Below are 26,570 nucleotides of genomic sequence, written 5' to 3'. Positions count from 1 at the left end.
TTCCTCTAGACGCTTAATTCGGATATCCATTGAACGACGCTAACTTACGTAGACTTCAGCAGCTTATTGCAAAGTATGAATTAGGTGAAGAGTATCACCTAACGATCGATGCTCTAGAACACTCGCTATCGACTTCTCGTAGAAACACTTCGATCATTCTTAAATGCTTATCGAAATATCGCTGGATTTGTTGGATTCCTTCTAAAGGAAGAGGGAAACTTAGCCAATTTAGAATTTTGGTCAGCTTCCCCGAAGCGTTAGAACAAGTGTTAGCGCTTCAGTTAGAACAGGGGTGCTTTAACGTTATTCCCCGTCTTCTAGAAAGCTATGGTGATGCGGCAATAAAGGCACTGACGCTAGCGACTGAAAAACATAGTCTGTTCAATCAACAACATGATCATTTGCTGATCACTCAATATCCGTGGGTCGATAACCTTGAGCCAGCAAAAACATACCGAACTGCCGAACATCACATCTTAAGGAGTCTCTACAATACGTTACTCGTCCAAGATCATGAAGGAAATCCCCAAGCGAGCCTCGCGCACCATTGGGAGATGGAAGGGCGCTTTCTGCATTTTTGGTTGAGACCGAATGTGTTATTCCATGACGGTGAAAATTTAACGGCCAAAGATGTTGCTCAATGTTTGTTGCAGCTAAAAAATATCGAAGGGCCAGTACAGTCTTTATTTGATCAGGTCAGTGATGTTCAAGTTGTGGGTGATAAACAACTGATTATTGAGCTGACACACGCAAACCCGATGTTTATCTATGCGCTGTGTAGTGCACACGCGTCTATTTACCGTCGCAAGCGTAGCTATTTTGCTAGTGGACGCAGTGCCTATATCGGAACCGGCCCTTTCTCATTAGATGATTGGAGCGAAGAGCGCTTGGTTCTTAAACGTCACCGAGGTTACTTTGCTCAAAATGCCTTGTTAGAACAGATAACGCTCACCGACATCGAAGGCTTAAATGATCATACCCTGAGTTTCAATAAACCGGGCATTGCGGAAGAAACTATGATTAATGCACTTTCGTATCTTGCGGTTAATCGTAGAGAAAACTCAGGCATTACCCCCGAAGACTTAGACAGCTTGGTATCATTTATCAAATCCAGTAGTAAGGAGTTTGATGCCGATATGGTGACGGATGACTTATCTTTCTCGCTTAGTGAACTAACCTGCAGTAATCCCATTCCTGTTTTGATGGGGAGGGTTGTTTTAACTCGACCTAAAATGACGATTCCTTTGCTTCAAGATATGGCAGACTGGCTTGAGCAAACTATCGCGAAGACAGGCGTGACTATTGAAGTCATTGAACTTCCTAATATTAGTGATCCTAGCTTAATGAGTGAGTCGGCAGACTTGTTGTTTATCGAAGAGATTATTGAACAGCCAAAAGAGTACGGTCTTTATGATTGGTTGCTTGCCTCGTCTGGACTCAGATTTATTTTTAACAGTGCTGAGATGAAGGCGCATTGTGAGAGAGTTCGCTCTGCTGTAAGTAGTGATAGTCCAATTGACGAGTTGAGACAAATTGAACAGTCGCTCTATCAACAGAAGTTACTTTGCCCGTTATTTCACGGTAAAGAGAAGGTATCTAACAGTGTTGAAGTTCATGGTGTAGAGATAAATCAAACTGGCTATAGTGATTTTTATAAGCTTTGGATATCTTCAAGCGAGGGGTAATTAATCCACTTTTGAGTTTATGTCTTTCCCCCCTAATTTCTCGCTCATAATGAAAACATGCATGAATTGCCTATCACCCTTTCATGTTTCTTTTGAACACCAATCGTTACTATGACTCAGCATGACTATCAAAGTCATTCTCGGTCATCCCCCAATGACACCCCTACTCATAAATCTATTTCATTAGGATCTAATCGAATGAAACTTAAGCTTATTTCTATCGCACTTATCGCTGGTGGCCTCACGGCTTGTGGCGGAGGTGGCGGTGGTAGCAGCAGTAACAATACGCCAGCACCTCAAACGAAAACCTTACAAGGTGTGGCTATCGATGGTTATATCTCAGGGGCGACTGCGTTTTTAGACATCAACTATAACGGTGTGTTAGATGAAGGTGAGCCTAGTAGTATCACGGACGATGAAGGGAGCTATGAACTATCTTTAACGGGCTCTAATTCAGACTGTATGGATTATGCCCCAATCGTAGTAAATGTGCCTGTCGGCGCCATTGATGCTGATAACCCCAACACGCCGATTACTGAACCTTATCAGCTAGTATTTCCGCCTGTCATGACGGTAAGTTCCGATCAAGAAATTAAGTCTACAACACCACTGACAACCGTTCTATGGAATGAAATTCAAGCCGACTTGTATAAAGGTGGCTTAAACAGTTGCTCTGCCTTAAAGCAAGCCGTGAACACCCAAAATAGCGTTATCCAAAATGTGAAAGAGCATGACTTCCGAATTGCGAACCGATACAACATCGCAGTGGAAGATTTGTATGGTGATTTCGTTAAGAATCAAAATACCGAGCTCTATGAGTTAGCGCAGAAAATGATGCCAGCTATTAAAAAGTCGTATCAAGAGACGAAAGATATTCAAAAAGAGAACCCAAAAGCTCAGCAAGCTTATGTTGATTATTACTGGGAGCATTGGGATTACACTAAGAAGAACGAAATTAATAAGTGGTATAAAGTTAAAACAGTGATGACTGCTGACAAGCTGATTGTTATTGAACATGAAGTGTCCGCTGATTTGCAGACCGAACTGGCGTTAAATAAGCATATTGAGCGTAATAGCCAAAAGAAAAATGGTTTGGAATATGACAAAGAAGCTTGGTTCTCATTGGATAGTGATGGAACGGAATATTCATGTTCGGTGCAAGAGACGATCAAGCAACAGGTTTTGCCTAACTCACTCGCGACCTTTGGTGTGTTGAACCGTGGTTGGTCTAAACAACCTGATTGGGACAGTTGTTCACGTCAAAATATCGGTGCTGGATTCATGCAAACCTTGTCGGCAGATGTTGTCGGTGACTACAAAGATCAGTTTACCCAAGTACAAGCGAAATTTAATTTTGAGAATAACGCACCACATCCAGAGTGGGTTAATCTAAGTGATTCATTGGATAGTGTGTCGCGCAGCGACTTTGATACGCTCAACTACCTATCGGTAGATTTTAATGACAACAGTTCCTATGGATCTGACAGCTGGAACAGACATAAGTATGCGTACATTGAAAATACGCCGTTTGATTATACTCAAACGATAACGTCTAGATATTCTCAAGGTAACTGGACTAAAGGTTATTACTACCAAAATGGCACAAGTCGATTTGAGTGTTCAGATGATGGTGTGAACTGGTCAAAAGAGACTTGTAAGTAACGCTGACGAAATCGTTACTTAATAACTCTAGATACCTTTATGCAATAAAAAATCCAGTGTCTATAAGACACTGGATTTTAGTTTTGCTGACCGTTATATGGCTTCGTTTTATTGAAAGCGCTTAAGCTATCTCTATTTTCTCAGCTTGGTTCTGCTCTACCATTGATAGCGCTAGCGCTTCTGCAGCCTTAATACCATCGATACCAGCAGACAGGATACCGCCTGCGTAGCCTGCACCTTCACCTGCAGGGAAGAAGCCCTTAAGGTTGATGCTTTGGAAGTCTTTGCCACGTTTGATACATACAGGAGAAGACGTGCGAGTTTCAACACCGGTTAGTAGGCCGTCTGGCGTAGAGAAACCTTTGATCTTCTTCTCGAACGCAGGGATTGCTTCACGAATCGCTTCGATAGCAAAATCAGGCAGCGCTTTTGAAATATCAGTCAGGTGGATACCCGGTGTGAACGACGGTTGTACTTCACCGATTGCACTTGGATCGCGACCTTTCAAGAAGTCACCGATTTTCTGAGCAGGGGCATCGTAGTTTTCGCCACCAAGAACGTAAGCTCCGCTTTCTAGTTCACGTTGTAAACGGATACCAGCCAAAGCATCACCTGGGTAATCGCGTTCTGGGTCGATACCAACAACGATTGCGCTGTTTGCATTACGTTCTGCACGAGAGTATTGGCTCATGCCGTTAGTTACTACGCGGCCTTCTTCAGACGTTGCAGCTACTACAGTACCACCTGGGCACATACAGAAGCTGTATACAGTGCGGCCATTCTTACAGTGGTGAACCAGTTTGTAGTCTGCGGCACCTAGAATTGGGTTGCCTGCGTTCTTACCGAAACGAGCTTCATCGATCATCGATTGCTTGTGTTCGATGCGGAAACCAACAGAGAAAGGCTTCGCTTCCATGTAAACGCCACGATCGTACAGCATTTCAAACGTATCTCGGGCACTGTGACCAACAGCCAGTACAACGTGGCGAGATTTGATCTCTTCACCGTTAGAAAGCGTTAAGCCAGTGATTTGCCCATCTTCCATATGAAGGTCATCTACGCGAGTGCTGAAGCGAATTTCGCCACCTAACTCGATGATAGATGCACGCATTTTCTCGATCATGGTAACCAGTTTGAAGGTACCGATGTGCGGCTTACTTACGTATAGGATCTCTTCTGGTGCACCAGCTGCAACGAACTCTTCGATTACTTTACGGCCGTAGTGTTTTGGATCTTTCACTTGGCTGTAAAGCTTACCGTCAGAGAAGGTACCTGCGCCGCCTTCACCAAACTGAACGTTTGATTCTGTGTTCAGTGTGCGCTTACGCCAGAAACCAAAGGTATCTTTAGTACGTTCACGAACTTCTTTACCACGCTCAACGATGATTGGGTTGAAGCCCATTTGAGCAAGCACTAGGCCAGCGAACAAACCACAAGGGCCAAAGCCGATAACCACAGGGCGTTCAGTTTGGTTTTCAACGGCTTTAGCAACAAACTTGTACTCCATATCAGGAGTTACTTTTACGTGCGGGTCGCTGATGAATTGTTCCAACAACTCAACTTCGTTTTCAACGAGAACGTCAAGCGTGTAGATAAGTAAGATCTTTGATTTCTTACGAGCATCGTAGCCACGTTTAAAGATATTAAAAGAGAGTACCTGATCAGAGTTAATACCAAGTTTCGCTTCAATAGCGTCTTGAATAGCAGACTCTTCATGGTCTAGTGGGAGTTTAATTTCGGTTAAACGTATCATTTCGATGTCTCGTTTTTATAGGTGTCTTAGCTAGTTCGTTTCTTTATACAGAGTTTGATGAAAACGCTGATGTTGAAAGAAGCGATAAGCTCACAATGGCGCGCATTTTACGAGAAATTGATTTATCTGTCATACTAATTTGGAAACATGGAGCAAATAGACACGATATTAGAGCCGTATGATGTTGAATTTTGCTTTGGGATGAGTATTATCCCCATTCTTCAATTTTGACTAACTTATAGAGCAGAGCATCATGGCATTTGTCGTAGGCGATAATTGTATTCAATGTAAATACACAGACTGTGTGGCAGTGTGCCCCGCAGATGCGTTCCATGAAGGCCCAAATTTCATGGTAATCAACCCAATCGAATGTATTGATTGTGGTTTATGTGTACCTGAATGTGATGCTCAAGCGATCTTCCAAGAAGATGAGCTACCAGAAGATCAAAAAATCTTTATCGAAGTGAACGCAGAGCTTGCCGAAATCTGGCCGGTACAAACGGAAGTAAAAGCACCAATGGATGACGCTGAGAAGTGGAATGGTGTCGCTGATAAGTTGGCAATGCTAGAAAAGTAATTGTTGAAAAGAACTTAAATAAAAAGGCGTACTGATTTAATCAATACGCCTTTTTTAATATTTGAACATTGTCGACTGGATCGTTAGCTTATGAGACCTAGCTGTGCTGACGACGCATGTTGTCGAGAATGATGCCAGTCGCCATTGCAACGTTCAAAGACTCTGCGCCACCGAATGCTGGAATCGTAATCTTATCTGTCACGTATTTAGCGGCGTGTTCACGAATACCGTGAGACTCGCTGCCCATCAGCAAAATGCCATTTGCAGTGAAGTCAGTCTTATGAACACTTTCGCCTTCCAAAAATGCACCGTAAACCGGTAGATTCGCTTGCTCTAAGTAAGCTGGTAAGTCAGTTTGACTTACGTGTACTCGGCCAAAGCTGCCCATAGTCGCGCTGATAGTTTTAGGGTTGTATGGGTCTGCGCAATCACTGCTCGCAACGATATGCTTGATGCCATACCAGTCTGCTACGCGAATAATCGTACCTAGGTTGCCAGGGTCTGAAACGCCATCAAGTGCAATCATCAGTCCTGTCGCTTCTGGTAGTTCAAACGTTGGGATCTCAACAACCGCAATCGCTGCATTGTTACTTACCAAAGTGCTCGCTTTGGTTAGGTCATCCAGTGAGGCTTCAACACAATCAAACTCAATCAGTGATGTGTGATTTTCAGATAAGAAATCAGCGGTAGCAAAGACGTTCTTCACGACTAAGTCACTATTGAACAGCTCAAGAACGTTCTTTTCACCTTGAACTAGAAATAGGCCGTGGGCTTTACGTTGTTTCTTTTGGCCCAAAGCACGAAGGAGTTTTAATTGGTTTTTTGAAATCATGTTTTTATCCTAGATATAAGCTCGCGCATTATAGAGCAAAGGTTGGGTAACCAAAAGCGTGATGACTCAATGCGATCCACATAAAAAGCAAAAGCAACTCACTTAAAAAAGAAAAACGCACTAAATAGCGCGCTCTTATGGGGATTTACTTACCTAAGTCTCGCTGAACTGACAGCTTAATACGGAGCAGGATAGCGCTTAAAGATGGTATTGATATCGGTAAGGATCTCTTTTGATAACGGTTTACTGAAAGCGGCAACGTTCTCTTTTAGCTGCTCCATAGTGGTTGCACCAATGATGGTGGACGTCACCCCATCAACTTGATTACACCAAGCCAATGCCAGTTGGCTCGGAGTAAATCCATGAGCATTCGCCACTTCAACATAGCCTTTCACCGCTTCATTGGCAGACTCGGTGTCGCGGAAAATGCCTTTACGTTGCATGTAAGTCCAACGGCTGCCTTCCGGTCTTGCGCCATCGATGTACTTTCCACTCAACATGCCTGCAGCCAAAGGCGACCATGGTAGGTAAGCGACATCTTCATGCACACAATTTTCAATCAGATATGGCCAGTCTTTTGCGTGCAGCAAGCTAAATTCATTCTGAATCGAAACCATACGTGGCAAATCGTGTTTTTCGCTCAGCTTGAGGTAAGTGTTAATGCCCCAAGTGGAATCATCTGAAAGCCCAACATGGCGGATTTTACCCGCCTTAATGCAGCTTGCCAGTGCTTGTAGAATTTCCAACATCTCAGCTTCATGCTGTTTTCGGTCAATATCACTGAATCGAATGTGATTTGGGAAATGTTTACCAAAGTGTGGCGTTGTGCGATTTGGCCAATGAAGTTGGTAAAGGTCGATATAGTCTGTTTGTAGGCGTTTTAATGATGCATCAACTGCTGCGATCACCGCTTCACCGGTTATAGGGCCACCATCTCGAACCCAAGGTAGTCCTGGCCCCGCAATTTTGCTCGCAATGATCAACTCTTGGCGACGCTGTGGATTACGAGACAACCAGTTGCCGATAATTGCTTCTGTTTTGCCGTAGGTATCTGGAGAAGGTGGAACCGCGTACATTTCTGCTGTATCGATAAAGTTAATACCTTGGCTTAATGCGTATTCGATCTGTTGGTCGGCTTGCTGTTGCGTATTTTGCAGCCCCCAAGTCATGCTACCAAGACAGATACGGGAAACGGGAATTTGACTACTTCCTAGTTTTGAATATTCCATTGAATTCGGGATTCCTGTGGTTAAGTTCTCTGGTACTCGCATAAAAGTATTTGAAAAGAGGGCGAGTGAGGAATGAAAACGAATATGAATTATTAGCACAAAATGGCACGACAAGGTATGGCTTGGGGAAGTTTAATGAGTCATTTCTCAGCGTGTGAACTGAGATGGCGATGTAATCGAGTAGCTATAGATACAGGTATAGGCGAAGGTCGGAAAGTAAAAGAGTGCTGATAGGCTGACGCCTGAATAGGGCAAATTGGAAATAGAGAAAGGTCTAAAAACAAAGAGCTCGACATCATAGAGAAGTAGAGCTCTTTATTAGGGGTTCTATAAATACGTTCTGAGTATTATCAAGTTACGAGGTCGCGTTGGTATCGAACCCACCCTGGGTCTGCGCCTGTCTTAGAGCTTCCTGCCTTTGAACTTCTTTCTCAGTTAATACTGGTTGAAGTGTTTCCTCAGAGGCTTGAGGAGAGAAAATGAAATATTTATTAATCGTCATAACAGTGTCTCCGTGTAACGTATGACAGATTTTGCATCAAGGATAAACTGTGATCATCATCCACTTTGTACTTTTTTTGGGCTGAGAGCGAAGGGCGTAGAATGCGTACAAAGCGATCGCTTATCATCCGTATGCAATATTGGAACTGACGAAACCCTCTGTTTTTAAGTATAGGAAGCTCCTCTAATTTCGTACAATAATGATTTAGAGCAATTACATAGATGGTCAGGGGCGTAAGATGAAAAACCTCGCTGCTGACTCTGTGTTCGTATTTTTCTAAAAATACATCATTTATTTACGTTAATAATTAAGTCAGTAAATCAATTACTTAATCCATGGTGAGATAAATTATGGAAAAGCTTGTAGAACGTTTTCTGAATTACGTTACTTTTGATACCAAATCCGATCCTTCTAATCAGCAATGCCCAAGTTCACCGGGTCAAATTACCTTTGCTGAAGCCTTAAAGTTAGAATTGGTTGCATTAGACTTAGTTGATGTGTCTTTAGATGAAAATGGGTATTTGATGGCGAAGCTGCCTTCTAATGTTGATTATCCTGTGCCGGCTATTGGTTTTGTGGCGCACATGGATACCGCTCCTGATGCATCAGGTGCCAACGTGAAACCACAAGTGATTAAAGATTACCGAGGTGGAACGATTGAATTAGGTGAAAGTGGCGAGAGTTTGAACCCAAGCCAATACCCAGACCTGGATAGTTTGCATGGTCATGATCTTATCACTACTGATGGCACGACTCTGCTTGGTGCCGACAACAAAGCGGGCATCGCTGAAATCATCAGCGCGATTGCTTACCTGAAAGCGAATCCTGACATCAAACACGGCGATATTTGTATTGGTTTTACGCCAGATGAAGAGATTGGGCGTGGTGCGAACCTGTTTGATGTTGAGAAGTTTGGTGCTGAATGGGCGTATACCATTGATGGCGGCCCAGTCGGTGAGTTGGAGTTTGAGAACTTTAATGCCACAAGTGCTGATGTTATCTGCCACGGCGTAAACGTTCACCCAGGTACCGCAAAAGGTAAAATGGTGAACTCGATGAACATTGCAGCGCAGTTCCAATTGATGATGCCAGCGCAAGAAACACCTGAATGCACAGAAGACTATGAAGGTTTCTACCACCTGAAATCGGCTGAAATGGGCGTCGCTCGCTCTGAATTGGGTTATATCATCCGTGATTTTGAGCGTGAAGGCGTAGAAGCACGTAAAGCATTCATGCAGCAAAAAGTGGATGAATTGAATGAGCGCTTAGAGAAAGGCCATGTTGAGTTGGTACTGACTGATAGTTACTTCAACATGAAAGAAATGGTTGAGCCTCATCAGCACATTATTGAGTTGGCGAAGCAAGCGATGATCGAGTGCGATGTTGAGCCAATGATCAAACCGATCCGAGGTGGTACAGACGGTGCTCGCCTATCGTTCATGGGGTTGCCATGTCCGAATATCTTTACTGGCGGCTATAACTTCCACGGTATTCATGAGTTCATTACCATTCAAGGAATGGAGCAAGCGGTAAAAGTAATTGTCGAATTGTCTCAACGTACGGCAACTCATTACCAAAAATAGAACATCAGAGCGTTATATCTCTTTGTATTTTTGAGAGTATTCAATAATACTCTCTTTAAGCATAAGGGAGTACGCGATGAAAAAGTTAGTTTTACTTTGCACCCACTTAGCCGTGGGTGCTGTTGGTTTTGGGCTTGGTGTTTATGCGCTACCTATTTTGATTGAGCCTGATTCTCCTTCCTCAAGTTCTGTCGAAGCGATCAGTCAGCATGCTATCTACACAGGTGAGTTTACCAAAGACCGAGAAGACAGTGATTTCTTGCATTGGGGAGAAGGCATCGTCTCTGTATCTGAAAGTGCGATTGCTTTTGAGGGCGAACTGGCGCCGGGACCAGACTACAAGGTCTACCTCTCGCCTAAGTTTATTGAAACCGAACAAGCTTTTAATGACAGTAAGAACGAGTTACTCAGAGTTGGAGATGTGAAAACATTCGACCGTTTTATGGTTGAGCTTCCTGAAGGTATTGATCTTAATCGATTTAATACCGTTGTGATTTGGTGTGAAACTTTTGGCCAATTTATTACTTCTGCCCAGATAAAATGATAGCCTTAGCTAGGCTGGTACCAGAATGAACACGAGCGCTCCGGAGTTGAGCGCTTTTTCATAGCTCTGATATTAGCGGCTTTCTTGTAAAGCTAATCGTTGTAAAGCTAACTGTTGTAATGCTAAGGATTAAGTAATGGAAAAAGTGTGGCAAGTAATAGATTTCCTACTCGCTCATAAGTTTATTTTTAGTGCGTTGATTATCACTATTATTTTGATCATTCGCCGAATCACCTTGTCTCAAATAAGAGGTGATGTTGCTTTCCTTAGCGAAGACCAACGTAACTGGATGTCACGAACCAAAAACGGCACATTCGCGATTATTGTTGTGACGTTATTTGTGTTGTGGAAATCCGAAATCAGTGAGTTTGCACTGTCAGTTACGGCCATAGCGGTTGCTATAGTCGTCGCATCTAAAGAGATCATATTGTGCTTCACAGGTTCTATTCAGCGTGCGAGTTCTCGTTCATTTAGAATTGGTGATTGGATTGAGGTGGGTAAAATCAGCGGTGAGGTGATTGAGCACAATTTGATGGCGACTGTGATTCAAGAAATAGATTTGTATCATGGGCAATATCACTTCACTGGCAAGACTGCCACGCTACCCAATAGCATGTTCTTCACTTATCCGGTAAAGAACCTCAACTTCATGAAGCGCTATGTTTACCATAACTTTGTTGTGACGGTGAAAGACTTTGTAAACCTATACCCTATGGTGCCGGGTCTTATTGTGAAAATTGAAGAGCATTGCGAAGAGTTTATCGATGTTGCCCGCCGTTACAACGGAGTGATCGAAAAGCACGCTGGTGTTGACCTTCCTGGTTCTGAGCCTCACATCCATATCACGAGCAGTTCGACGGGTGAGCAAGAAGTACATTTTATGATCTTCTGCCCGACCGAAAAAGCGATTCATTTAGAGCAAGACATTCGCAAGGACTTTATGGAAGCGTACGCGGAGGAATTTCCAACGAGCGCTTAATTTGCTCATCGGTCTATTGCGACTAAGCTACAGCGTCCAAACTATAAGTCCAAAAAAATAAAGCCGAGAGCGATAATATCGACTCTCGGCTTTTTTGTTCTTGCTATCTAATAGCTTAGTCTAGGTCAGCGAGTGGCAGCCAATCGACTTGCACGCCAGCTTGCTCAAACATATCTTGGCTAACTTTGATTTTATCACCCCAGCGAGAAAGGAAATCTTCACTTTGCTCTGGGCAATGTACAGCTGAAATTCCTGTTTGAATGATTTTTGCTGCACAGTTCGGACAAGGGAAGTGTGTTACCCATATTTCACAACTGTCCAAATCACGCTTAGCGAATAGAATCGCATTTTCTTCAGCGTGAAGTGTCTTTAGGTACTTCATCTCTCTGTCATCAGTATCCGCACTATCAGACACGCCATGTGGGTAGCCATTAAAACCAACGGAAACAATACGGTTGTGCTTAGTGATTACGGCGCCGACTTGAGTTGAAGGATCTTTACTCCAAGAACCGACCAATTCCGCCATTTGATAGAAACGTTTAGCCCATTTTGAAATCATGAGAATTCCTTAACAATTAAATGTGAATGCTTATCTGTCTGACAATACATTATGTTAGACAATATCCATAGAGAACAAAAGCTGAGAGGTTGATTTACTTAGGAATTGTAGCGTGTTTGTAATCACTTTATAAGCACTTGGTTTCAATTAACATATTGATACACTTTGACTAGTTATAATTGATATTCCTCGGACAATGGTAACGAGTGTGTTAAGTAAATTTTATGCTGTTCAAATACTAATAAGTGACGGTATAACCATGCGTAAAAAGTTGATCCTTACGGCTCTTGCAAGCTCTCTTATTCTTGCTGGATGTGGGCAAGATGCTCAAAATGCTAAGCAAGCGCCTTTACCTCTCGTAGCTGTACAGGATGTTAGCGTTGTTTCTCACCAGCAAAGTAAGTCGTACATCGGTCGTATTGAAGCCGTTGAAGACACGGCTATCACAGCGCAAGTTTCGGGCTATCTACAAAGCCGTCATTTCAATGAAGGTCAAATGGTCGAAAAGGGCCAGCTGCTATATTCCATTGAGCCATCTTCGTTTGAAGCTGAAGTTGCAAGCGCAAAAGCGTCTGTTGCTCAAGCAAACGCGAACCTTAAGAAAGCCGAGCTTGATTTTAACCGTGGTAAAAACCTACTTCCGAAAGGCAGTATTTCTCAATCAGAATTCGATGCATTAACGGCAAACTTATTAGGCTCTCAAGCACAGCTTGAAGCCAGCCAAGCTCAGTTAAACGCCGCGAATGTCCAACTTTCTCATACCAAAATTATCGCGCCTTTCTCTGGAAGAATCAGTGACACTAAAGTAAGTAAAGGTGATCTGGTTTCACCGTCTTCAGGTGTATTGACGACTTTGGTTAGCCTAGATCCAATTCATGCATCGTTCAGCATTAGTGAGCGTGAGCGTATTGAGCTGGGTATGGACCGTATTGAAGGTGACGGCAGCAGCGACTCTGCAGGTGTTGAAGTTCAGATTATGCTTGAGAATGGTGAAGCGTTTGAACACCTAGGTCAGCTCGATTTTTTGGGTAACCGTATCAATCTCAATACAGGTACGATAGCGATGCGCGCAATCGCTGATAATCCGAATCAACGATTACTTCCTGGTCAACACGTTCGTGTGGATCTACGTGAAAAGCAATCTATTGATGTTGTGACTATCCCACGCCGAGCAGTACAAACCGACCTAGAAGGTGACTTTGTGATGGTACTGGTTGAAGGTGAAGCGGCACCAGTTGCTGAGCGCAGAAACATCGAGATGGGTCGTCAGGTTGAAGGTGGTGTAATTGTTCATTCTGGATTAGAGAAGAACGACGCAGTCATCACTCAAGGCTTACAGCGTGTCCGTAATGGTATGTCCGTTCGCATTCAACCTTCTGCAGAACAAGCTGAGTAAGGGGGCTATTTATGTTGAGTCGTTTCTTTATTCAAAGGCCTAAGTTTGCCCTTGTTATATCCATCATATTAACGCTGGCGGGTGCGATTTCTCTCGCTATCTTGCCGGTGGCTGAATATCCAAAAATTAGCCCACCGTCGGTCAGTGTGTCTGCATTCTATACGGGCGCAAGTGCTGAAGTGGTGGAGCAGGCGATAGCCGACCCCATAGAAACGTCGGTTAACGGCGTAGAAGATATGATCTACATGTCCTCTAAAAGTGCTAACGATGGTTCATACAACCTTAACGTGACCTTTGATGTCGGTACTGATGCTGATATGGCTCAGGTCAACGTGCAGAACCGTGTTGCTCAGATCGAATCGAAACTTCCACAAGAAGTAAGAATGGTGGGTGTAACGGTCAAGAAGCGTTCTCCTGACTTGCTGATGGTATTGAACTTCTACTCGCCGAACGGAGAGTATGACGATCAATTCTTGATCAACTACGTGAACTTGAACATTAAAGACCAATTGGCCCGTGTAAAGGGTATCAGTGAAGTTAACGTATTGGGTGGTGGCGAATACGCGATGCGTGTTTGGTTAGACCCTGAGAAAATGGCTAACCTCAATATAACCACCTCTGATGTGAATCGCGCCTTGGCTGAACAGAACGTTCAGGTAGCGGCTGGTCGTATTGGTGCTGCACCTTACAACAACGCACAAGAAGTGCAGTTCAACTTGGTAACCAAAGGCCGACTAGAAACGGCTGATGAGTTTGAAAATGTTGTACTTCGTGCAAACCAAGATGGTTCAACGGTTTATTTAAAAGACGTTTCACGCGTTGAGCTTGGTAAAAAGTTCTACGATGGCAATGGTAAATACCGTGGTCAAGACGCTTCAATCGTAACGTTGTCACTTCAATCAGACGCTAACGCGCTGGAAAGTGGTAAAGCGGTGATGGCGATGCTGGATAATTTAGGCAAAAATTTCCCTGAAGGCGTTGCTTATGAGGCGAGTTATGACACGACACTCTTCGTTGCAGAGTCGATCAAAGGCGTAGTAAAAACGCTAATTGAAGCGATCTTACTGGTTATCGCGGTAACGTATCTGTTCTTAGGTAGTGCGCGTGCGACTTTGATTCCGGTAGTTGCGATTCCTGTATCTTTGATTGGTACTTTTGCGGTCATGCAGATGACAGGCTTTACCATCAATACGGTGACTCTATTTGGTTTGATATTGGCGATTGGTATCGTAGTAGATGATGCGATCTTGGTTATTGAAAACGTTGATACCACGATGGCCAAAGACCCAACGATCTCACCGCGTAAAGCAACGCTTATCGCAATGAAGGAAGTAACGGGTCCGATTGTTACTTCGACGTTGGTACTGTTAGCGGTATTCATTCCAGTAGCTATGCTGCCAGGTATTACCGGTATCATGTATCGTCAGTTTGCTCTAACTATCTGTATCGCTGTTGTTATCTCTTCTATTAATGCTCTAACACTGTCACCTGCATTGTGTTCATTAGTTCTTAAGCAGGGCGGTGGTAATACGGCTCGTTGGTACCAAGCGTTTAACCGTGGTCTTGAATCAGTAACCAACAAATACGGTCAAATTGCAGGCTTCCTTGTGAAAAAGGGTGTTCTGCTGTTTACCTTCTTCGTTGTGGCGCTAGCAGCGGTAACTTACTTCGCGAAAACCACGTCTACGGCGTTCGTACCTCAAGAAGATAAGGGTATTTTACTGGTTAACGTTCAACTTCCGGATGCGGCTTCACTGTCTCGTACCGAGGATGTGACGAAGCAGTTGCTAGAGATGGTTGAACAAGAGCCTGGCGTTGACGGTGTAACACTGGTTAACGGCTATGCATTCATGACGGGCGCTTCTGCTTCGAATGGTGCGTCGATGTTCATCAAGCTCCACGATTGGGAGATGCGTAACGCACTGGATGGTCAACATTCTGCGCAAGCAATTTCGCAACGTATTAATGGCCGAGCAGCCACTGAGCTACCTCAAGCTATCGTGTTTGCAATGGGACCTCCAGCAGTACCAGGTATGGGTGCAGCGTCTGGATTTGAGTTTGTTCTAGAAGATACATTAGGTCGTAGCCGTACTGATCTAGCGATGGTTATGAATGACGTGATTGCTGAGGCCACTAAACAGCCTGAAATATCACATACCTTCAGTACCTTCCGTGCCAATGTACCTCACTACTATGTCGACATTGACCGTGAGAAAGCGCAGCAACTTGGTATTCCGTTGTCGGAAATCTTCCAAACATTACAAGGTAACCTAGGTTCTCTGTATGTGAATGATTTCACCATGTTTGGTAAGAACTTCCGTGTCACCATGCAAGCTGACAGTGAACACCGTAGCAGCATGGATGACCTACAACGATTCCACGTGCGTTCGTCTAATGGCGAGATGATCCCGTTAAGCACATTGGTGACTTACGACCAGATCTTCGAACCTGATGTAGCATGGCGTTACAACATGTACCGCAGTGCAGTGATCCAAGGCCAACCAGCGCCGGGTTACTCAAGTGGTGATGCGATTGCGGCGATGGAACGTGTAGCTGCAGAAGTTCTGCCACAAGGTTACCAGTACGAATGGACAGGTATGGCTTACCAAGAAGTACTCGCAGGCAACCAAGCGATCTTTGCGTTCGCATTGGCGCTGATCTTCATCTACTTGTTCATGGTGGCTCAATACGAGAGTTGGACTATACCGATTGCGATTATCCTAGTGGTACCTGTCGCAACATTAGGCTCCTTCTTGGCGTTGAACCTGACAGGCACACCACTGAATCTCTATGCGCAAATTGGTTTGGTCCTCTTGATAGCCTTGGCCGCGAAGAATGCAATCTTGATTGTGGAATTTGCTAAGGTGGAACGTGAAGAGAAAGACGCACCAATCGAAGATGCAGCAGTGAAGGGCGGTACGCTGCGTTTCCGTGCTGTGAACATGACGTCTTGGTCATTCATATTGGGTATCTTCCCACTTATCTTCGCTGCGGGCGCAGGTCACGTGAGCCAGAACTCTCTGGGTATTTCTCTGATTGGTGGTCTGCTATGTGTGTTGTTAGCGGGTACGTTCCTAATCCCTGGCTTCTATGCATTCGTACAGCGTAAGCGTGAGAAGGCACACGGTGGCAATACCAAGTTGATTCCACTGGATGACGAATAGGGAACTGAATGTCTTGCATGATTAGTCCCTTACAAGAGTAACCCTTGGAAAATTAATTCCTTATATAAACTGAGGCTTAGCATTGCGCTAAGCCTTTCTTTATTCCACTAATGAATAAAATCGCTATTTATATAATCAAATGTTTATTATGTGATAGAGTTAACACTCTAATTTTGGTTTTGTAATAAAATGATGTTTTATTATTAAGTCTTTGTTTAATATGGAATTAACAAGGTTCAGCTAACGAGTGTATGCTCGAAAACATTTGCACAATAGTGTGAAGTGTTTCAAAATTACCTAGTTATATTGAAATTTTTTGTGCATTGAGGTTCTTATGAAAGTCATTGATTTATTTAAACACCGAGGCGATAGCATGTCTTCGCAACACTCAGAGTTTATGCAATGGATGTCTCCAGCTCTTAGAGATTACTGGGGTGACTTTCTAAATCGCACGCAAAATAGCCATTTCTTTGCGTGGGTTCGTGATCATCACAAACCTGCTGTAAATGAAGATGCACCAGAAATGCCAGTAGAACAACCGATCGTGTTAAAGCCAGAAGCACAGCTTGTGTTTGATGAGCTTAATCAGCAGATCGGTGAAATTATCCATACTGGTGACTGGATCAATGTCAGCCAAGACCGTATCAACCAGTTTGGTCTTGTTACTGAAGATATGCAGTGGATTCACACCGAGCCTGAAAAAGCAGAAACAGACTCTCCGTTCAAAACAACCATCGCACATGGTTTTTTAACTTTATCTCTGCTTCCTAGATTGACTGACAGTGTCGACCCTGACAAGTCTCAATTCCCAACGGCGAAGATGGTCGTAAACATTGGCCTTAACCAAGTGCGTTTCCCATATCCTGTTAAATCGGGCAGTAACGTTCGAGCTAAAAGCACGCTAACAAAAGTAACGCCAATTAAGAAAGGGCTAGAGATTGAGCGCGAAATTCGCGTAGAAATCGAAGGTATTCGTCGTCCTGGCGCTGTGATCGTTTCGGTGATTCAACTTCACTTTTAAACGAACCATATAGATTCCAAAAAAAGAGAGAGCTTAATGCTCTCTCTTTTTGTTTTCATAAGATAAAACTATCTCACTTATTTAATGCGAGTGTAACCGTACTCTTCGATAAGATCTTGCCCTTGCTTCGACTTCACGAACTTGATGAAGTCTTTGCTCTTGTCAGAAACAGAGTCTGTCTTATGCAGCAACAAGAATGGGCGAGCCAGTTCATAGCTGTGGTTTGCAATGTTCTTAGATGTCGGCTCTACGCCTTCAAATGTGATTGCCTTGATCGAACGATCGATAGAACCAACCGAGATAAAACCAATAGCATGCGGGTTATGGTTAACAATCGTCTTTACCATGCTGTTGCTGTTTACAACCAAGTTATTTGGGTTGATGTCCGACACTAGACGGTCGTTAATGATTTGGGTTAAACCAAGCAAGCTCTCAAAGCTGTAACGTGAACCAGAAGAAGCTTCACGAGTCACCACTGCAATAGGTTGATCCGCACCGCCTACTGCTTTCCAGTTTGTGATTTTGCCTTTGTAGATATCGAACAACTGTTCACGTGTAACGTTGCTTACACTGTTTGAACGATTGGTTACGACTGCTAGGCCGTCAAAGGCAATTGGGAATACCTTCAATTTCTCATCCTGCTCGCGGTCGGTTAAATAACGCGAGCTCATACCGATGTCAGCCACACCTTTATTAACCATGGTAATACCCGCTGTAGAACCAATGCCTTGAACCGCAATATAGTTATCAGGGTGAGTCTTGTTGTACTCCTCAGCTAATACATCCATCACACGTGATACAGAAGTGGAGCCCGAAATATTGGTTTCTTGTGCAAAAGCAGTGTGAGAAGACAGGGCTAAGGATAAAAGAGAGGCAAGCGTGACTCGTAACATAAACAACTCCTAGTTAATAACATTTGCCGGCTATGATAGGTCGGTTATATGACATTTTTGTGAAATTCTATATGCTCGATATGTCGTTGTTAGCTTGATGGGTGAAAGCTAGTGGGGTTTACGAAAGCAAGATTCGTTTCTGGGAGCAATGCGGGTATTTTGTTTACGCTTGTTCGCTAAAATGTTGGTTGAGTCCTAAGCTAAGTAGAGGAATTCACTACTTAGAAGTTTCTATGAAGTTACAAGGGGTGTTATGTCCGTCATTCATATCGAACTGAATCGTCTTTTAATTGGGGCTGAGAGGCTCTGTACATCTCGGAATAGCAGTTTACCTGTCGAGTTAGGCAAATCCCTATATGAAGAGTGCGAGGGGGGAGTGATGTTTTCTCAGGCGCATTATCTACTCGACTCATCTCACAGTGATTATACAAACGAGATTGCCTGCGTGATCTTTGATGAATCGTTATCTTGTTGGTTGGTGATGGTGCCGCTTGAAGGCGATGCTGAAACTGATTCCGTGAATTGGGGACCTTATCCCTACCTTCCTAAATCGAAGGATCTTGATGCAATTCTGGCTGAGATAGAAAAAGATCCTAAATCATACTTCTGGTCATAACCAATGGGTTCCGACAATTGCGGGTGGCGTAACCCCAGAGTTAACTTGTTTACACCACCTTCCACTCAATACTTTCTTCAATATGTTTAAATTTGAGTCTTTAAGCCTTGTGTTTGAGCTTGTGCGACTAACGAACGGAAGTCTTTGGGTGCCTTGCCGTGATACGTCTTAAAAGCAGTGCTGAAGTGAGCCGCGCTTTTAAAGCCAGATTCATAAGCAATTTGAGTGATAGATTTATTCGATGTTCTGAGCTGAGTGGCCGCGTGGGCGATTCGCTTGATCTTTAATAGATTTGAAAAGGAAAGATCTTCGGCCGATAAACGGCGTTTAAGTGTGGCTGGTGACATCCCCATATAGCTGGCTAGAGTATCGAGTGAGATATTATTTTCTATGTTCTGTTCAATGTAATGGATAACTTTTTGTGTCACGGTCAACCTTGAAGCTCGGGCAATGATAACCAATAGAGCAGGGTGCTGTTCCACCATCAGAGAAAGCAAGCCTAAGCCTAATTGAGTGAGTGCGTAGTCATTCTTAGTTGATGAATTTGCAAGCGATATGATGAGTCCTTTTAGTTGACAGATTTCGGTGTCAGTTTGATTGAACTTAATGTACTTGTCTGGGATTCGAGTGGATTCTAAATCGCTGAAATTATTGATGAATTTCTGGAAAATGGTCAGATCGAAATCTACACAGGTTGCGCTAAATTCACCATTTTCGGTGTTAACCGTGATGTCTTTAATCTGTCCTGAATTGTAGAGCGTAAAATCCCCCGCTTGTAACGAGGCTTCAGTGCCATTGGGTAACACGAAAGAAATGCTGCCCTTTGATACTATGAAAATACCGTTTTTAGAGGCGGGGTAACGTTCTCGCTTCCTAGGTATGAAGTTTCTAAATTGGGTAACAGTGATTGATGACATAGTTCGCTTCTTTGACGTTGTAAATTGATTGCTTATTTTTTTTAAGTATTGTTTAAGCATGAGACATTTACAAAAAAGGCGCTAATTAATAGCGCCTTTAGAAGTGAACCTTTGAAGCTTTTAGCCTTGTAAGGTCTAAGCTTCGGTTTCGTTTGTTGTTTCAGGCTCGCTAGGCAAGTCCGCAAATACTTGAGTAGGTTTAGCTACTAAGTTACGGTTTTCCTGATTAACTTCGGAGAGAACTACTTCTAAAACGTCTCCTAGTTTGTATACCATTTCTTTATCGATAGATACAGTACCCATATCACCGTTGCACTCTATTCTTTCTTTATTATCAAGAATGAGAGATCCAGGGATAAATGCAGCAGCTCCATTTTCAAGTAGACGCACACGCATACCTGCACGGTTAATATCGAAAATCTCTGCTTGGAAGCGAGTTTCTTCTGCTGGAGCATTTGCTAGAGTGCGAGCATACAACCAATCGCCAACATTACGCTCAGCCATGCCGTGGTGGCGACGGTGAAGGGCAAGTTCATCACCAATGGTTTCATCTGGTGTTTGAATTGGTGCTTTACCTAAGATATGCGCTTTCAGCATACGGTGGTTAATCATGTCGCCGTATTTACGAATTGGAGAAGTCCACGTTGCGTAAATATCTAAACCCATCGCGTAGTGTGGCGCAGGCTCATTGCTGATTTCGCTGTACGCTTGGAACTTACGAATACGGTTGTCGTAGTAGCTGTTGTCTAAAGAACCTAACCAACGACGTAGAGTAGCAAAACCTTCTAGAGAAACGATCTGCTCTTCAGTGAACGGTGTTTCTGCTTGCGGGTTTACCAGTTCAAGAACGTCAGAGACTTTCTCAGCCTTGAAACCAGAGTGGCAGTTAAACACACCTTGGTTGAAGTTTTCTTTTAGTACTCGGCCCGCACAGATGTTCGCGCTGATCATAGACTCTTCTACTAGCTTGTTTGCGCTACGACGCATATCTGCGTGAATAGCAACAACATCGTTATCTTCGCTAAGTTCAAAGCGGTAGTCAGGGCGATCTGGGAACACAACAGCGTGTGCTGAGCGCCATGCTGAACGTGCTTGAGCGAATTGGTGAAGGTCAGAAACAATTGCAGCAATCTCTTCAGATGGTTGCCACTTCTCTGATGCACCAGTTTCTAACCAGTCTGATACGTTGTCGTAAGCAAGACGAGCATGAGATTTGATGTTTGCAGCGAAGAAGTTGATGTCGTCGCCGATAACGCCATCTTTAGATACCGTTACTGTGCAGCAAAGAGCAGGGCGAACTTCATTTTCGATCAGTGAACATAGGTTGTCAGCGAGATCACGAGGTAACATTGGGATGTTACGGCCAGGAAGGTAGATTGTGAAACCGCGCTCGCGAGCCACTTTATCCATCGCGTCATCTGGAGAGATGTAAGCCGTTGGATCAGCAATTGCGATTGTCAGTTCAAAATCACCGTTCTCTTTCTTCTTCGCGTAAAGCGCATCATCCATATCTTTTGTGCTTTCGCCATCGATAGTCACAAACGGGATGTGTGTCATGTCTACACGTTCAAGATCGGCATCGTCGTTGATTAGCCAGTTGTCGATGCCTTCAGGTTCGCTGTTTGGTAGGTCGTTTTGTGCCAGCGTTACCCACCAAGGTGCAATCTTGTCGTCAGCGTCTGTGATTTTCTCAGAGATCTGAGCCAAGAAGCCATTGTCACCTTTTAATGGGTGTTGAACGATATGAGCAACAACCCAATCACCTTCTTTAAGCGTTTCAGGGTTTAGACCCTTCTTTGCTTTCGCTTTAAGTTGCAGTTTTTTTAGCTGCGGGTGATCAGGAACAACGTTCAAGCGGCCTTTGAAAAGCTTAACTCGAGCAATAAAGCGAGTAAGGCCTTGTTCAATCAATTCCTCAGGCTCTGCTACTTCGCGCTCTTTCTCTGTGCGAATGATGGCAATCACCTTGTCACCGTGCACACATTTCTTCATGTACGGAGGCGGGATAAAGAAGCTTGTTTTGCTATCAACTTCGAGAAAACCAAAACCTTTTTCAGTGGCTTTGATAGTGCCTTCCTTTTTAGGGAGGGTTTCTTGGATTTGCTGCTTGAGTTGAGCGAGTAGAGGATTATCTTGAAACATTTGACTTTTATCTAACGAGAACAATTGAGCACACTATAATCATTGCGAGGCACGATTACTACTTAAAGCCGAAGTGAGCGTAAATTAATTACCCTCTTATTTAATTCTATCAATTTGGTCGAACTCTATCGCCCTGACGAGATATTCATCAAGTTTTGACGATATGATAGCCAGTATTGATGGAAAACCGAAAAATATGTGATGTATTTCAATTTTTTCTGGCTTTTTTTATGCATTTAGGGAATAATCCGCCTCCCTTAGACGTCCCTAATGGCTTGAAGTGTTTTATTACTGCTTCGTAACTCTGAATGGAATCAGTATCTGATTGGATCAGTATTGGAATTGATAGAGCTCCCGGGACCTTTTGTTTACTTATATATAGTGGGATCCCAATGTCCGAATCTGTAATTCAATTTAATGAATTAGCCCTAAACGATAACATTCTTTCAGCTCTTGATAGCATGGGTTTCGTTTCTCCAACTCCAATCCAAGCAGCAGCTATTCCTCTTCTTCTTGAAGGCCGTGACGCACTAGGTAAAGCACAGACTGGTACTGGTAAAACAGCAGCATTCTCTCTGCCTTTACTTAACAAAATCAACCTAAACCAACACAAACCACAAGCAATCATCATGGCTCCTACTCGTGAGCTAGCGATTCAAGTTGCTGCGGAAATCAAAAACCTTGGCCGTGACATCAAAGGTCTTAAGGTTATTGAAATCTACGGTGGTGCTTCAATTGTTGACCAAATGCGTGCTCTAAGCCGCGGTGCTCACATTGTTGTTGGTACTCCAGGTCGTGTTAAAGACTTACTAACTCGTGACCGTCTACACCTAGATGAAGCACACACATTTGTTCTTGATGAAGCAGATGAAATGCTAAAAATGGGCTTCGTAGATGACGTTACTTGGATCCTAGAGCAAGCTCCAGAATCTGCACAACGTGTACTTTTCTCTGCAACTATGCCTCCAATGGTTAAGACTATTGTTGACCGTTACCTACGTAACCCGGCTAGAGTTGACGTTGCTGGTACTAATCACACAGTTGATAAAGTAGCGCAGAATTTCTGGGTTGTTAAAGGCGTAGAAAAAGACGAAGCAATGTCTCGTCTTCTAGAAACTGAAGAAACTGACGCGTCAATTGTATTCGTACGTACTCGTCAAGACACTGAGCGTCTAGCTGATTGGCTATCTGCACGTGGCTTCAAAGCTGCTGCACTGCACGGTGATATTCCTCAGTCTCTACGTGAGCGCACTGTTGATCACATCAAACAAGGTGTTATCGACATCCTAGTTGCAACTGACGTTGTAGCTCGTGGTCTTGATGTTCCACGTATCACTCACGTATTCAACTACGACATCCCATTCGATGTTGAATCTTACATCCACCGTATTGGCCGTACTGGTCGTGCTGGACGTAAAGGTAAAGCGATCCTACTAGTTCGCACTAACCAAATTCGTATGCTTCGTACAATCGAGCGCGTAACTAAGTCATCTATGGAAGAAATCCAACTTCCTCTACGTGACCAAGTTGCTGCTGCACGTGTTGCTAAGCTTGGCGCTGAACTTGAAACAGAGAAAGAAAGCAAAGCTCTAGAAAACTTTGCAGGTCTTATCTCTACGCTTCAAGAGTCTCTAGACGTTGATGCTGCTACTCTAGCTGCAATGCTTCTTAAGCGTCAGCAAGGTAAGAGCCCACTATTCTACGTTGGCGAAGACCCAATGATCGCTGCTATTGAGCGTGATAAAAACCGTCGTAAAGAGCGTCGTGAAGATCGTGATAACGGCCGTGACGGTGGTGGTCGCAACTTCAATACTCAAGATTGGGATACTTACCAACTACAAGTTGGCCGTGAGCAAGGCGTTCAGGTTAAAGACATCGTTGGCGCACTAGCAAACGAACTTGGCCTAACTAAAGGTTCTATCGGTGCTATCAAGCTAGACCAAGGTTCTACTTACGTTCAACTGCCAAAAGCAATGAACTCTGAAACTGCTGGTAAGCTAAGCAAACTTCGCATTCGTCAAAAAGAAGCTGGCGCTGTAGTTGTTGATTTCAACGACTTCCGTGAGCCTCGTCGTGGTGGCGGCGGTCGTGATGGTAACCGTGGCGGCGGTCGTGGCGGTCGTGATGGTGGCGGCTACCGTGGTAACCGTGATGGTAACCGCGAAGGTGGTAACCGTGAAGGCGGTCGTGGTGGATACCGTGGCAACCGTGATGGTGCTCGCGATGGTAACTCTGCTGGCGGACGTGATGGCGAACGTCGTTTCGACCGTAACCGTGGTGGCGATCACCGTGGTAACTTCCGTGGCGAACGTGGTCATGGTAACGGCAATGGCGGTGGTAACCGTGGTCGTCGTCCAGAGCGCAACGAAGGTTAATCAACCTGTCGCTTAGACTCTTTAGTCTAGACACTGAATTTCAAAGCCGAGCGTAATGCTCGGCTTTTTTGTGCCTGCTATTTGAACTTAAGCCTTTGTTGGCTCGATATACGTAGTCAGCTTACTTCAACTAAGCTTTACGCCTATAACTTATCTGAGTGCCAATAAATTAGCTGTATCGCGTTCTAAGCCTTTACCAAAAGAATGTGCTACAAGATGCCGAAACAAAGAGTGAAGGCTATCTAAGCGACGTTACATGCGCATATTCGAACCGTTGTGCTCGAAGGCAATCAAAAGAAGATCGGCTCTGTCGTTCATTATTCTCAACACACCTGTGATCTTTTTGATGTAAACACTGAGAAATTGAGATTTCGAGTAAGAAGTTGTCGGTAATGCTAAGAAGGCGAAAGGGAAGGGGTGGTTGTTTTCTAGGCGTATTACCTACATTTATTCGAGTCGCTCTAATTAACTCAATCAAGTTAAAAATAACGTGAGCACTCGTTTGCGTTACTTGTTTGCTAACTTTCTTATTCAACTATTTTTTAATTTCGCTCTCGAAATAAATGGTTTGATGACTAAGATCAACTTAATTGTGTTCATTTAGTGATTTTTCCAAAACAAAAGTTGAAAGATTCAAAAATTATTGAATAATGGACTTAACTAAAATTGAAGTAAATACTTCATCCAATTCGTACTGAAACAGGATCCATATCCAATGTCTAATTCGTTTGTTCTGGTTATTAACTCGGGTAGTTCATCCCTAAAATTTGCTGTCATTGATTCTGTTTCTGGTGAAGCAGTATTGAGTGGCCTAGGGGAGTGTTTTGGTCTTGAAGATGCTCGCATGAGCTGGAAATATCAAGGCGAGAAAACTGAAATTGCCATTCAAGGTGAGGATAACCACCACAAAATTGCCATTGGCAAACTAGTTGGTCTGATGGAAGATCTAGGCTTCACTGCTGATATCGTTGCTATCGGTCACCGTATCGTTCACGGCGGTGAGAAGTTCACTCAAACCGTTCGTATTACTGAAGAAGTAACGAACGAAATTGAAAGCCTATCTGACCTAGCTCCACTTCATAACCCTGCCGGTGCTATTGGCATCCGTGCTGCGATTGAAGCTTTCCCTTCTCTACCTCAATTTGCTGTATTTGATACGGCTTTCCACCAAACGATGCCACAACGTGCATTCACTGGTGCAATCGCAAAAGAGCTATATACAGACTTCGGCGTACGTCGCTACGGTTTCCACGGTACGAGCCACTACTTCGTTAGCCGTGAAGCTGCGAAGATGGTAAACAAGCCAGTCGAAGAGGCGAGCTTCATCTCTGTTCACCTAGGTAACGGCGCGTCTGTATGTGCAATCAAAGACGGTAACAGTGTTGATACTTCTATGGGTTTCACTCCACTTTCTGGCCTTATGATGGGCACACGTTGTGGTGACTTGGATCCAGGCATCATCGAGTATCTACTTAAGAAAGGTTGGTCACAAGAGCAAGTCTTCAACTCTCTAAACAAGGAGTCTGGTTTCCTTGGCGTGTCTGGCCTTACGAGCGATGCTCGTGGCATTTTAGAGGCAATGGAAGAGGGCCATGAAGGCGCTAAGCTTGCATTTGAGGTGTTTACTTACCGCGTATCAAAGTACATTGCTTCTTACCTTGCGACGTTAGATTCTTTAGACGGCATCATCTTCACTGGTGGTATCGGCGAGAACTCTCTACCAATTCGTCGTGAAATCCTAAACAACCTTAAGATTCTTGGTTTCGTTGAAGATGTAGCGGGTAACGAATCGGCTCGCTTTGGTGCAGAAGGCATCATCGGTAAGTCTGAAATGTTAGACGCAGTAGCAATGGTTATCCCAACCAACGAAGAATTCGTGATTGCTCAACAGTCGGTAGAACTTCTGTAATCGAAGCTAAAGCCTAAGCAAGAAAAATATTGAAAAGCGAGCCTAAGTGGCTCGCTTTTTTGTTTTATATGTTGGTTAAATCATCTCGAACGATACTTTCTTCGTCTAGTAGATCTTCGAGTCAACGAGGCTAGATGTGATTACCGAGGGACGTTGACGGTCTAATTACCGAAGGACTCTGTCATAGTCTTATTAATAGTAGTCAACTATGACAGGTCTACTCCTATTCGAT

General features: G+C 43.8%; 20 protein-coding genes. 12 read left to right on the top strand and 8 right to left on the bottom strand.

Going from position 1 to position 26,570, the window contains the following annotated elements:
* Positions 1 to 29: 29 nt before the first annotated feature.
* Both QQ041_RS09570 and QQ041_RS09565 read left to right on the top strand, forming a co-directional pair.
* Entirely contained in the window at positions 30 to 1,685 is a 1,656-nt protein-coding gene (locus QQ041_RS09570) for an ABC transporter substrate-binding protein (RefSeq protein ID WP_285953743.1), read from the top strand.
* A gap of 198 nt (positions 1,686 to 1,883) precedes the next feature.
* Positions 1,884 to 3,347, top strand: coding sequence for a hypothetical protein (locus QQ041_RS09565; RefSeq protein ID WP_285953742.1), 1,464 nt, complete (start codon positions 1,884 to 1,886; stop codon positions 3,345 to 3,347).
* A 121-nt stretch (positions 3,348 to 3,468) separates the two neighbouring features.
* Here the strand turns inward: QQ041_RS09565 and QQ041_RS09560 are convergent, their stop codons facing one another.
* The gene (locus QQ041_RS09560; RefSeq protein WP_146490870.1) at positions 3,469 to 5,100 is read right to left on the bottom strand and encodes an NAD(P)/FAD-dependent oxidoreductase; all 1,632 of its coding nucleotides are present in this window, start codon (positions 5,098 to 5,100) and stop codon (positions 3,469 to 3,471) included.
* A gap of 253 nt (positions 5,101 to 5,353) precedes the next feature.
* Between QQ041_RS09560 and fdxA the strand changes: the two genes are divergently transcribed.
* Positions 5,354 to 5,677 carry a ferredoxin FdxA gene (gene fdxA / locus QQ041_RS09555; RefSeq protein ID WP_010431058.1) on the top strand — a complete coding sequence of 108 codons (324 nt, stop codon included), beginning with the start codon at positions 5,354 to 5,356 and terminating at the stop codon, positions 5,675 to 5,677.
* Between the two features lie 97 nt (positions 5,678 to 5,774).
* Here the strand turns inward: fdxA and QQ041_RS09550 are convergent, their stop codons facing one another.
* The 3 genes from QQ041_RS09550 to QQ041_RS09540 form a co-directional block, all read right to left on the bottom strand.
* Positions 5,775 to 6,509 (bottom strand): RNA methyltransferase, encoded by a 735-nt coding sequence (locus QQ041_RS09550; protein WP_285953741.1) that lies wholly within the window; start codon positions 6,507 to 6,509, stop codon positions 5,775 to 5,777.
* 176 nt (positions 6,510 to 6,685) lie between these two features.
* A complete protein-coding gene (locus QQ041_RS09545; protein ID WP_146490869.1) occupies positions 6,686 to 7,738 on the bottom strand; it encodes an aldo/keto reductase in 1,053 nt (350 codons plus the stop codon).
* Between the two features lie 355 nt (positions 7,739 to 8,093).
* Complete coding sequence (locus QQ041_RS09540; protein ID WP_179946887.1) at positions 8,094 to 8,240, bottom strand: hypothetical protein; 147 nt, start codon at positions 8,238 to 8,240, stop codon at positions 8,094 to 8,096.
* Between the two features lie 350 nt (positions 8,241 to 8,590).
* Here QQ041_RS09540 and pepT point away from each other — a divergent pair, with 350 nt between their 5' ends.
* The 3 genes from pepT to QQ041_RS09525 all read left to right on the top strand — a co-directional run bounded on the left by pepT (position 8,591) and on the right by QQ041_RS09525 (position 11,346).
* Positions 8,591 to 9,823, top strand: coding sequence for a peptidase T (gene pepT, locus QQ041_RS09535; protein ID WP_285953740.1), 1,233 nt, complete (start codon positions 8,591 to 8,593; stop codon positions 9,821 to 9,823).
* A 76-nt stretch (positions 9,824 to 9,899) separates the two neighbouring features.
* Complete coding sequence (locus QQ041_RS09530; RefSeq protein ID WP_123300657.1) at positions 9,900 to 10,367, top strand: DM13 domain-containing protein; 468 nt, start codon at positions 9,900 to 9,902, stop codon at positions 10,365 to 10,367.
* A 136-nt stretch (positions 10,368 to 10,503) separates the two neighbouring features.
* Positions 10,504 to 11,346 carry a mechanosensitive ion channel family protein gene (locus tag QQ041_RS09525; RefSeq protein ID WP_061016542.1) on the top strand — a complete coding sequence of 281 codons (843 nt, stop codon included), beginning with the start codon at positions 10,504 to 10,506 and terminating at the stop codon, positions 11,344 to 11,346.
* 115 nt (positions 11,347 to 11,461) lie between these two features.
* Here QQ041_RS09525 and QQ041_RS09520 read toward each other — a convergent pair whose 3' ends face one another.
* A complete protein-coding gene (locus QQ041_RS09520; RefSeq protein ID WP_004737813.1) occupies positions 11,462 to 11,905 on the bottom strand; it encodes a dCMP deaminase family protein in 444 nt (147 codons plus the stop codon).
* Between the two features lie 259 nt (positions 11,906 to 12,164).
* Between QQ041_RS09520 and QQ041_RS09515 the strand changes: the two genes are divergently transcribed.
* The 3 genes from QQ041_RS09515 to QQ041_RS09505 all read left to right on the top strand — a co-directional run bounded on the left by QQ041_RS09515 (position 12,165) and on the right by QQ041_RS09505 (position 17,486).
* On the top strand, positions 12,165 to 13,301 hold the full coding sequence (locus QQ041_RS09515) for an efflux RND transporter periplasmic adaptor subunit (RefSeq protein WP_146490866.1): 1,137 nt from the start codon (positions 12,165 to 12,167) through the stop codon (positions 13,299 to 13,301).
* A gap of 11 nt (positions 13,302 to 13,312) precedes the next feature.
* Complete coding sequence (locus QQ041_RS09510) at positions 13,313 to 16,465, top strand: efflux RND transporter permease subunit (RefSeq protein WP_285953739.1); 3,153 nt, start codon at positions 13,313 to 13,315, stop codon at positions 16,463 to 16,465.
* A gap of 334 nt (positions 16,466 to 16,799) precedes the next feature.
* A complete protein-coding gene (locus tag QQ041_RS09505; RefSeq protein ID WP_285953738.1) occupies positions 16,800 to 17,486 on the top strand; it encodes a MaoC family dehydratase in 687 nt (228 codons plus the stop codon).
* A gap of 77 nt (positions 17,487 to 17,563) precedes the next feature.
* Here QQ041_RS09505 and QQ041_RS09500 read toward each other — a convergent pair whose 3' ends face one another.
* Positions 17,564 to 18,379 (bottom strand): phosphate ABC transporter substrate-binding protein, encoded by an 816-nt coding sequence (locus QQ041_RS09500; RefSeq protein ID WP_285953737.1) that lies wholly within the window; start codon positions 18,377 to 18,379, stop codon positions 17,564 to 17,566.
* A 253-nt stretch (positions 18,380 to 18,632) separates the two neighbouring features.
* Between QQ041_RS09500 and QQ041_RS09495 the strand changes: the two genes are divergently transcribed.
* The gene (locus tag QQ041_RS09495; RefSeq protein ID WP_285953736.1) at positions 18,633 to 18,995 is read left to right on the top strand and encodes a DUF3024 domain-containing protein; all 363 of its coding nucleotides are present in this window, start codon (positions 18,633 to 18,635) and stop codon (positions 18,993 to 18,995) included.
* Positions 18,996 to 19,081: 86 nt separating this feature from the next.
* On the opposite strand, the gene QQ041_RS09490 is transcribed toward QQ041_RS09495, so the two are convergent.
* Both QQ041_RS09490 and rnb read right to left on the bottom strand, forming a co-directional pair.
* Positions 19,082 to 19,912: an AraC family transcriptional regulator gene (locus QQ041_RS09490; RefSeq protein ID WP_285953735.1), complete on the bottom strand. Its 831-nt coding sequence runs from the start codon at positions 19,910 to 19,912 to the stop codon at positions 19,082 to 19,084.
* Between the two features lie 135 nt (positions 19,913 to 20,047).
* On the bottom strand, positions 20,048 to 22,054 hold the full coding sequence (gene rnb, locus QQ041_RS09485) for an exoribonuclease II (protein WP_285953734.1): 2,007 nt from the start codon (positions 22,052 to 22,054) through the stop codon (positions 20,048 to 20,050).
* 308 nt (positions 22,055 to 22,362) lie between these two features.
* On the opposite strand from rnb, the gene QQ041_RS09480 reads away from it, so the two are divergent.
* Positions 22,363 to 24,429: a DEAD/DEAH box helicase gene (locus QQ041_RS09480; protein WP_285953733.1), complete on the top strand. Its 2,067-nt coding sequence runs from the start codon at positions 22,363 to 22,365 to the stop codon at positions 24,427 to 24,429.
* Positions 24,430 to 25,144: 715 nt separating this feature from the next.
* Positions 25,145 to 26,338: an acetate/propionate family kinase gene (locus QQ041_RS09475; protein WP_048661156.1), complete on the top strand. Its 1,194-nt coding sequence runs from the start codon at positions 25,145 to 25,147 to the stop codon at positions 26,336 to 26,338.
* Positions 26,339 to 26,570: the final 232 nt, after the last annotated feature.

Origin of the sequence: Vibrio sp. TMPB1044 (assembly GCF_030442075.1) — a bacterium.
Taxonomy (GTDB): Bacteria; Pseudomonadota; Gammaproteobacteria; order Enterobacterales; family Vibrionaceae; genus Vibrio; species Vibrio satsumensis.
This window is presented reverse-complemented; position numbering and strand designations above follow the sequence as displayed.

Excerpts from the sequence above, each read along its gene's own strand:
- rnb (WP_285953734.1), bottom strand. The coding sequence starts at position 22,054 with ATGTTTCAAGATAATCCTCTACTCGCTCAACTCAAGCAGCAAATCCAA.
- QQ041_RS09565 (WP_285953742.1), top strand. The coding sequence starts at position 1,884 with ATGAAACTTAAGCTTATTTCTATCGCACTTATCGCTGGTGGCCTCACG.
- QQ041_RS09500 (WP_285953737.1), bottom strand. The coding sequence starts at position 18,379 with ATGTTACGAGTCACGCTTGCCTCTCTTTTATCCTTAGCCCTGTCTTCT.
- QQ041_RS09475 (WP_048661156.1), top strand. The coding sequence starts at position 25,145 with ATGTCTAATTCGTTTGTTCTGGTTATTAACTCGGGTAGTTCATCCCTA.
- QQ041_RS09495 (WP_285953736.1), top strand. The coding sequence starts at position 18,633 with ATGTCCGTCATTCATATCGAACTGAATCGTCTTTTAATTGGGGCTGAG.
- QQ041_RS09480 (WP_285953733.1), top strand. The coding sequence starts at position 22,363 with ATGGAATCAGTATCTGATTGGATCAGTATTGGAATTGATAGAGCTCCC.
- QQ041_RS09540 (WP_179946887.1), bottom strand. The coding sequence starts at position 8,240 with ATGACGATTAATAAATATTTCATTTTCTCTCCTCAAGCCTCTGAGGAA.
- QQ041_RS09545 (WP_146490869.1), bottom strand. The coding sequence starts at position 7,738 with ATGGAATATTCAAAACTAGGAAGTAGTCAAATTCCCGTTTCCCGTATC.
- QQ041_RS09490 (WP_285953735.1), bottom strand. The coding sequence starts at position 19,912 with ATGTCATCAATCACTGTTACCCAATTTAGAAACTTCATACCTAGGAAG.
- QQ041_RS09505 (WP_285953738.1), top strand. The coding sequence starts at position 16,800 with ATGAAAGTCATTGATTTATTTAAACACCGAGGCGATAGCATGTCTTCG.
- fdxA (WP_010431058.1), top strand. The coding sequence starts at position 5,354 with ATGGCATTTGTCGTAGGCGATAATTGTATTCAATGTAAATACACAGAC.
- QQ041_RS09510 (WP_285953739.1), top strand. The coding sequence starts at position 13,313 with ATGTTGAGTCGTTTCTTTATTCAAAGGCCTAAGTTTGCCCTTGTTATA.
- QQ041_RS09550 (WP_285953741.1), bottom strand. The coding sequence starts at position 6,509 with ATGATTTCAAAAAACCAATTAAAACTCCTTCGTGCTTTGGGCCAAAAG.
- QQ041_RS09520 (WP_004737813.1), bottom strand. The coding sequence starts at position 11,905 with ATGATTTCAAAATGGGCTAAACGTTTCTATCAAATGGCGGAATTGGTC.
- QQ041_RS09560 (WP_146490870.1), bottom strand. The coding sequence starts at position 5,100 with ATGATACGTTTAACCGAAATTAAACTCCCACTAGACCATGAAGAGTCT.
- QQ041_RS09515 (WP_146490866.1), top strand. The coding sequence starts at position 12,165 with ATGCGTAAAAAGTTGATCCTTACGGCTCTTGCAAGCTCTCTTATTCTT.
- QQ041_RS09525 (WP_061016542.1), top strand. The coding sequence starts at position 10,504 with ATGGAAAAAGTGTGGCAAGTAATAGATTTCCTACTCGCTCATAAGTTT.
- pepT (WP_285953740.1), top strand. The coding sequence starts at position 8,591 with ATGGAAAAGCTTGTAGAACGTTTTCTGAATTACGTTACTTTTGATACC.
- QQ041_RS09530 (WP_123300657.1), top strand. The coding sequence starts at position 9,900 with ATGAAAAAGTTAGTTTTACTTTGCACCCACTTAGCCGTGGGTGCTGTT.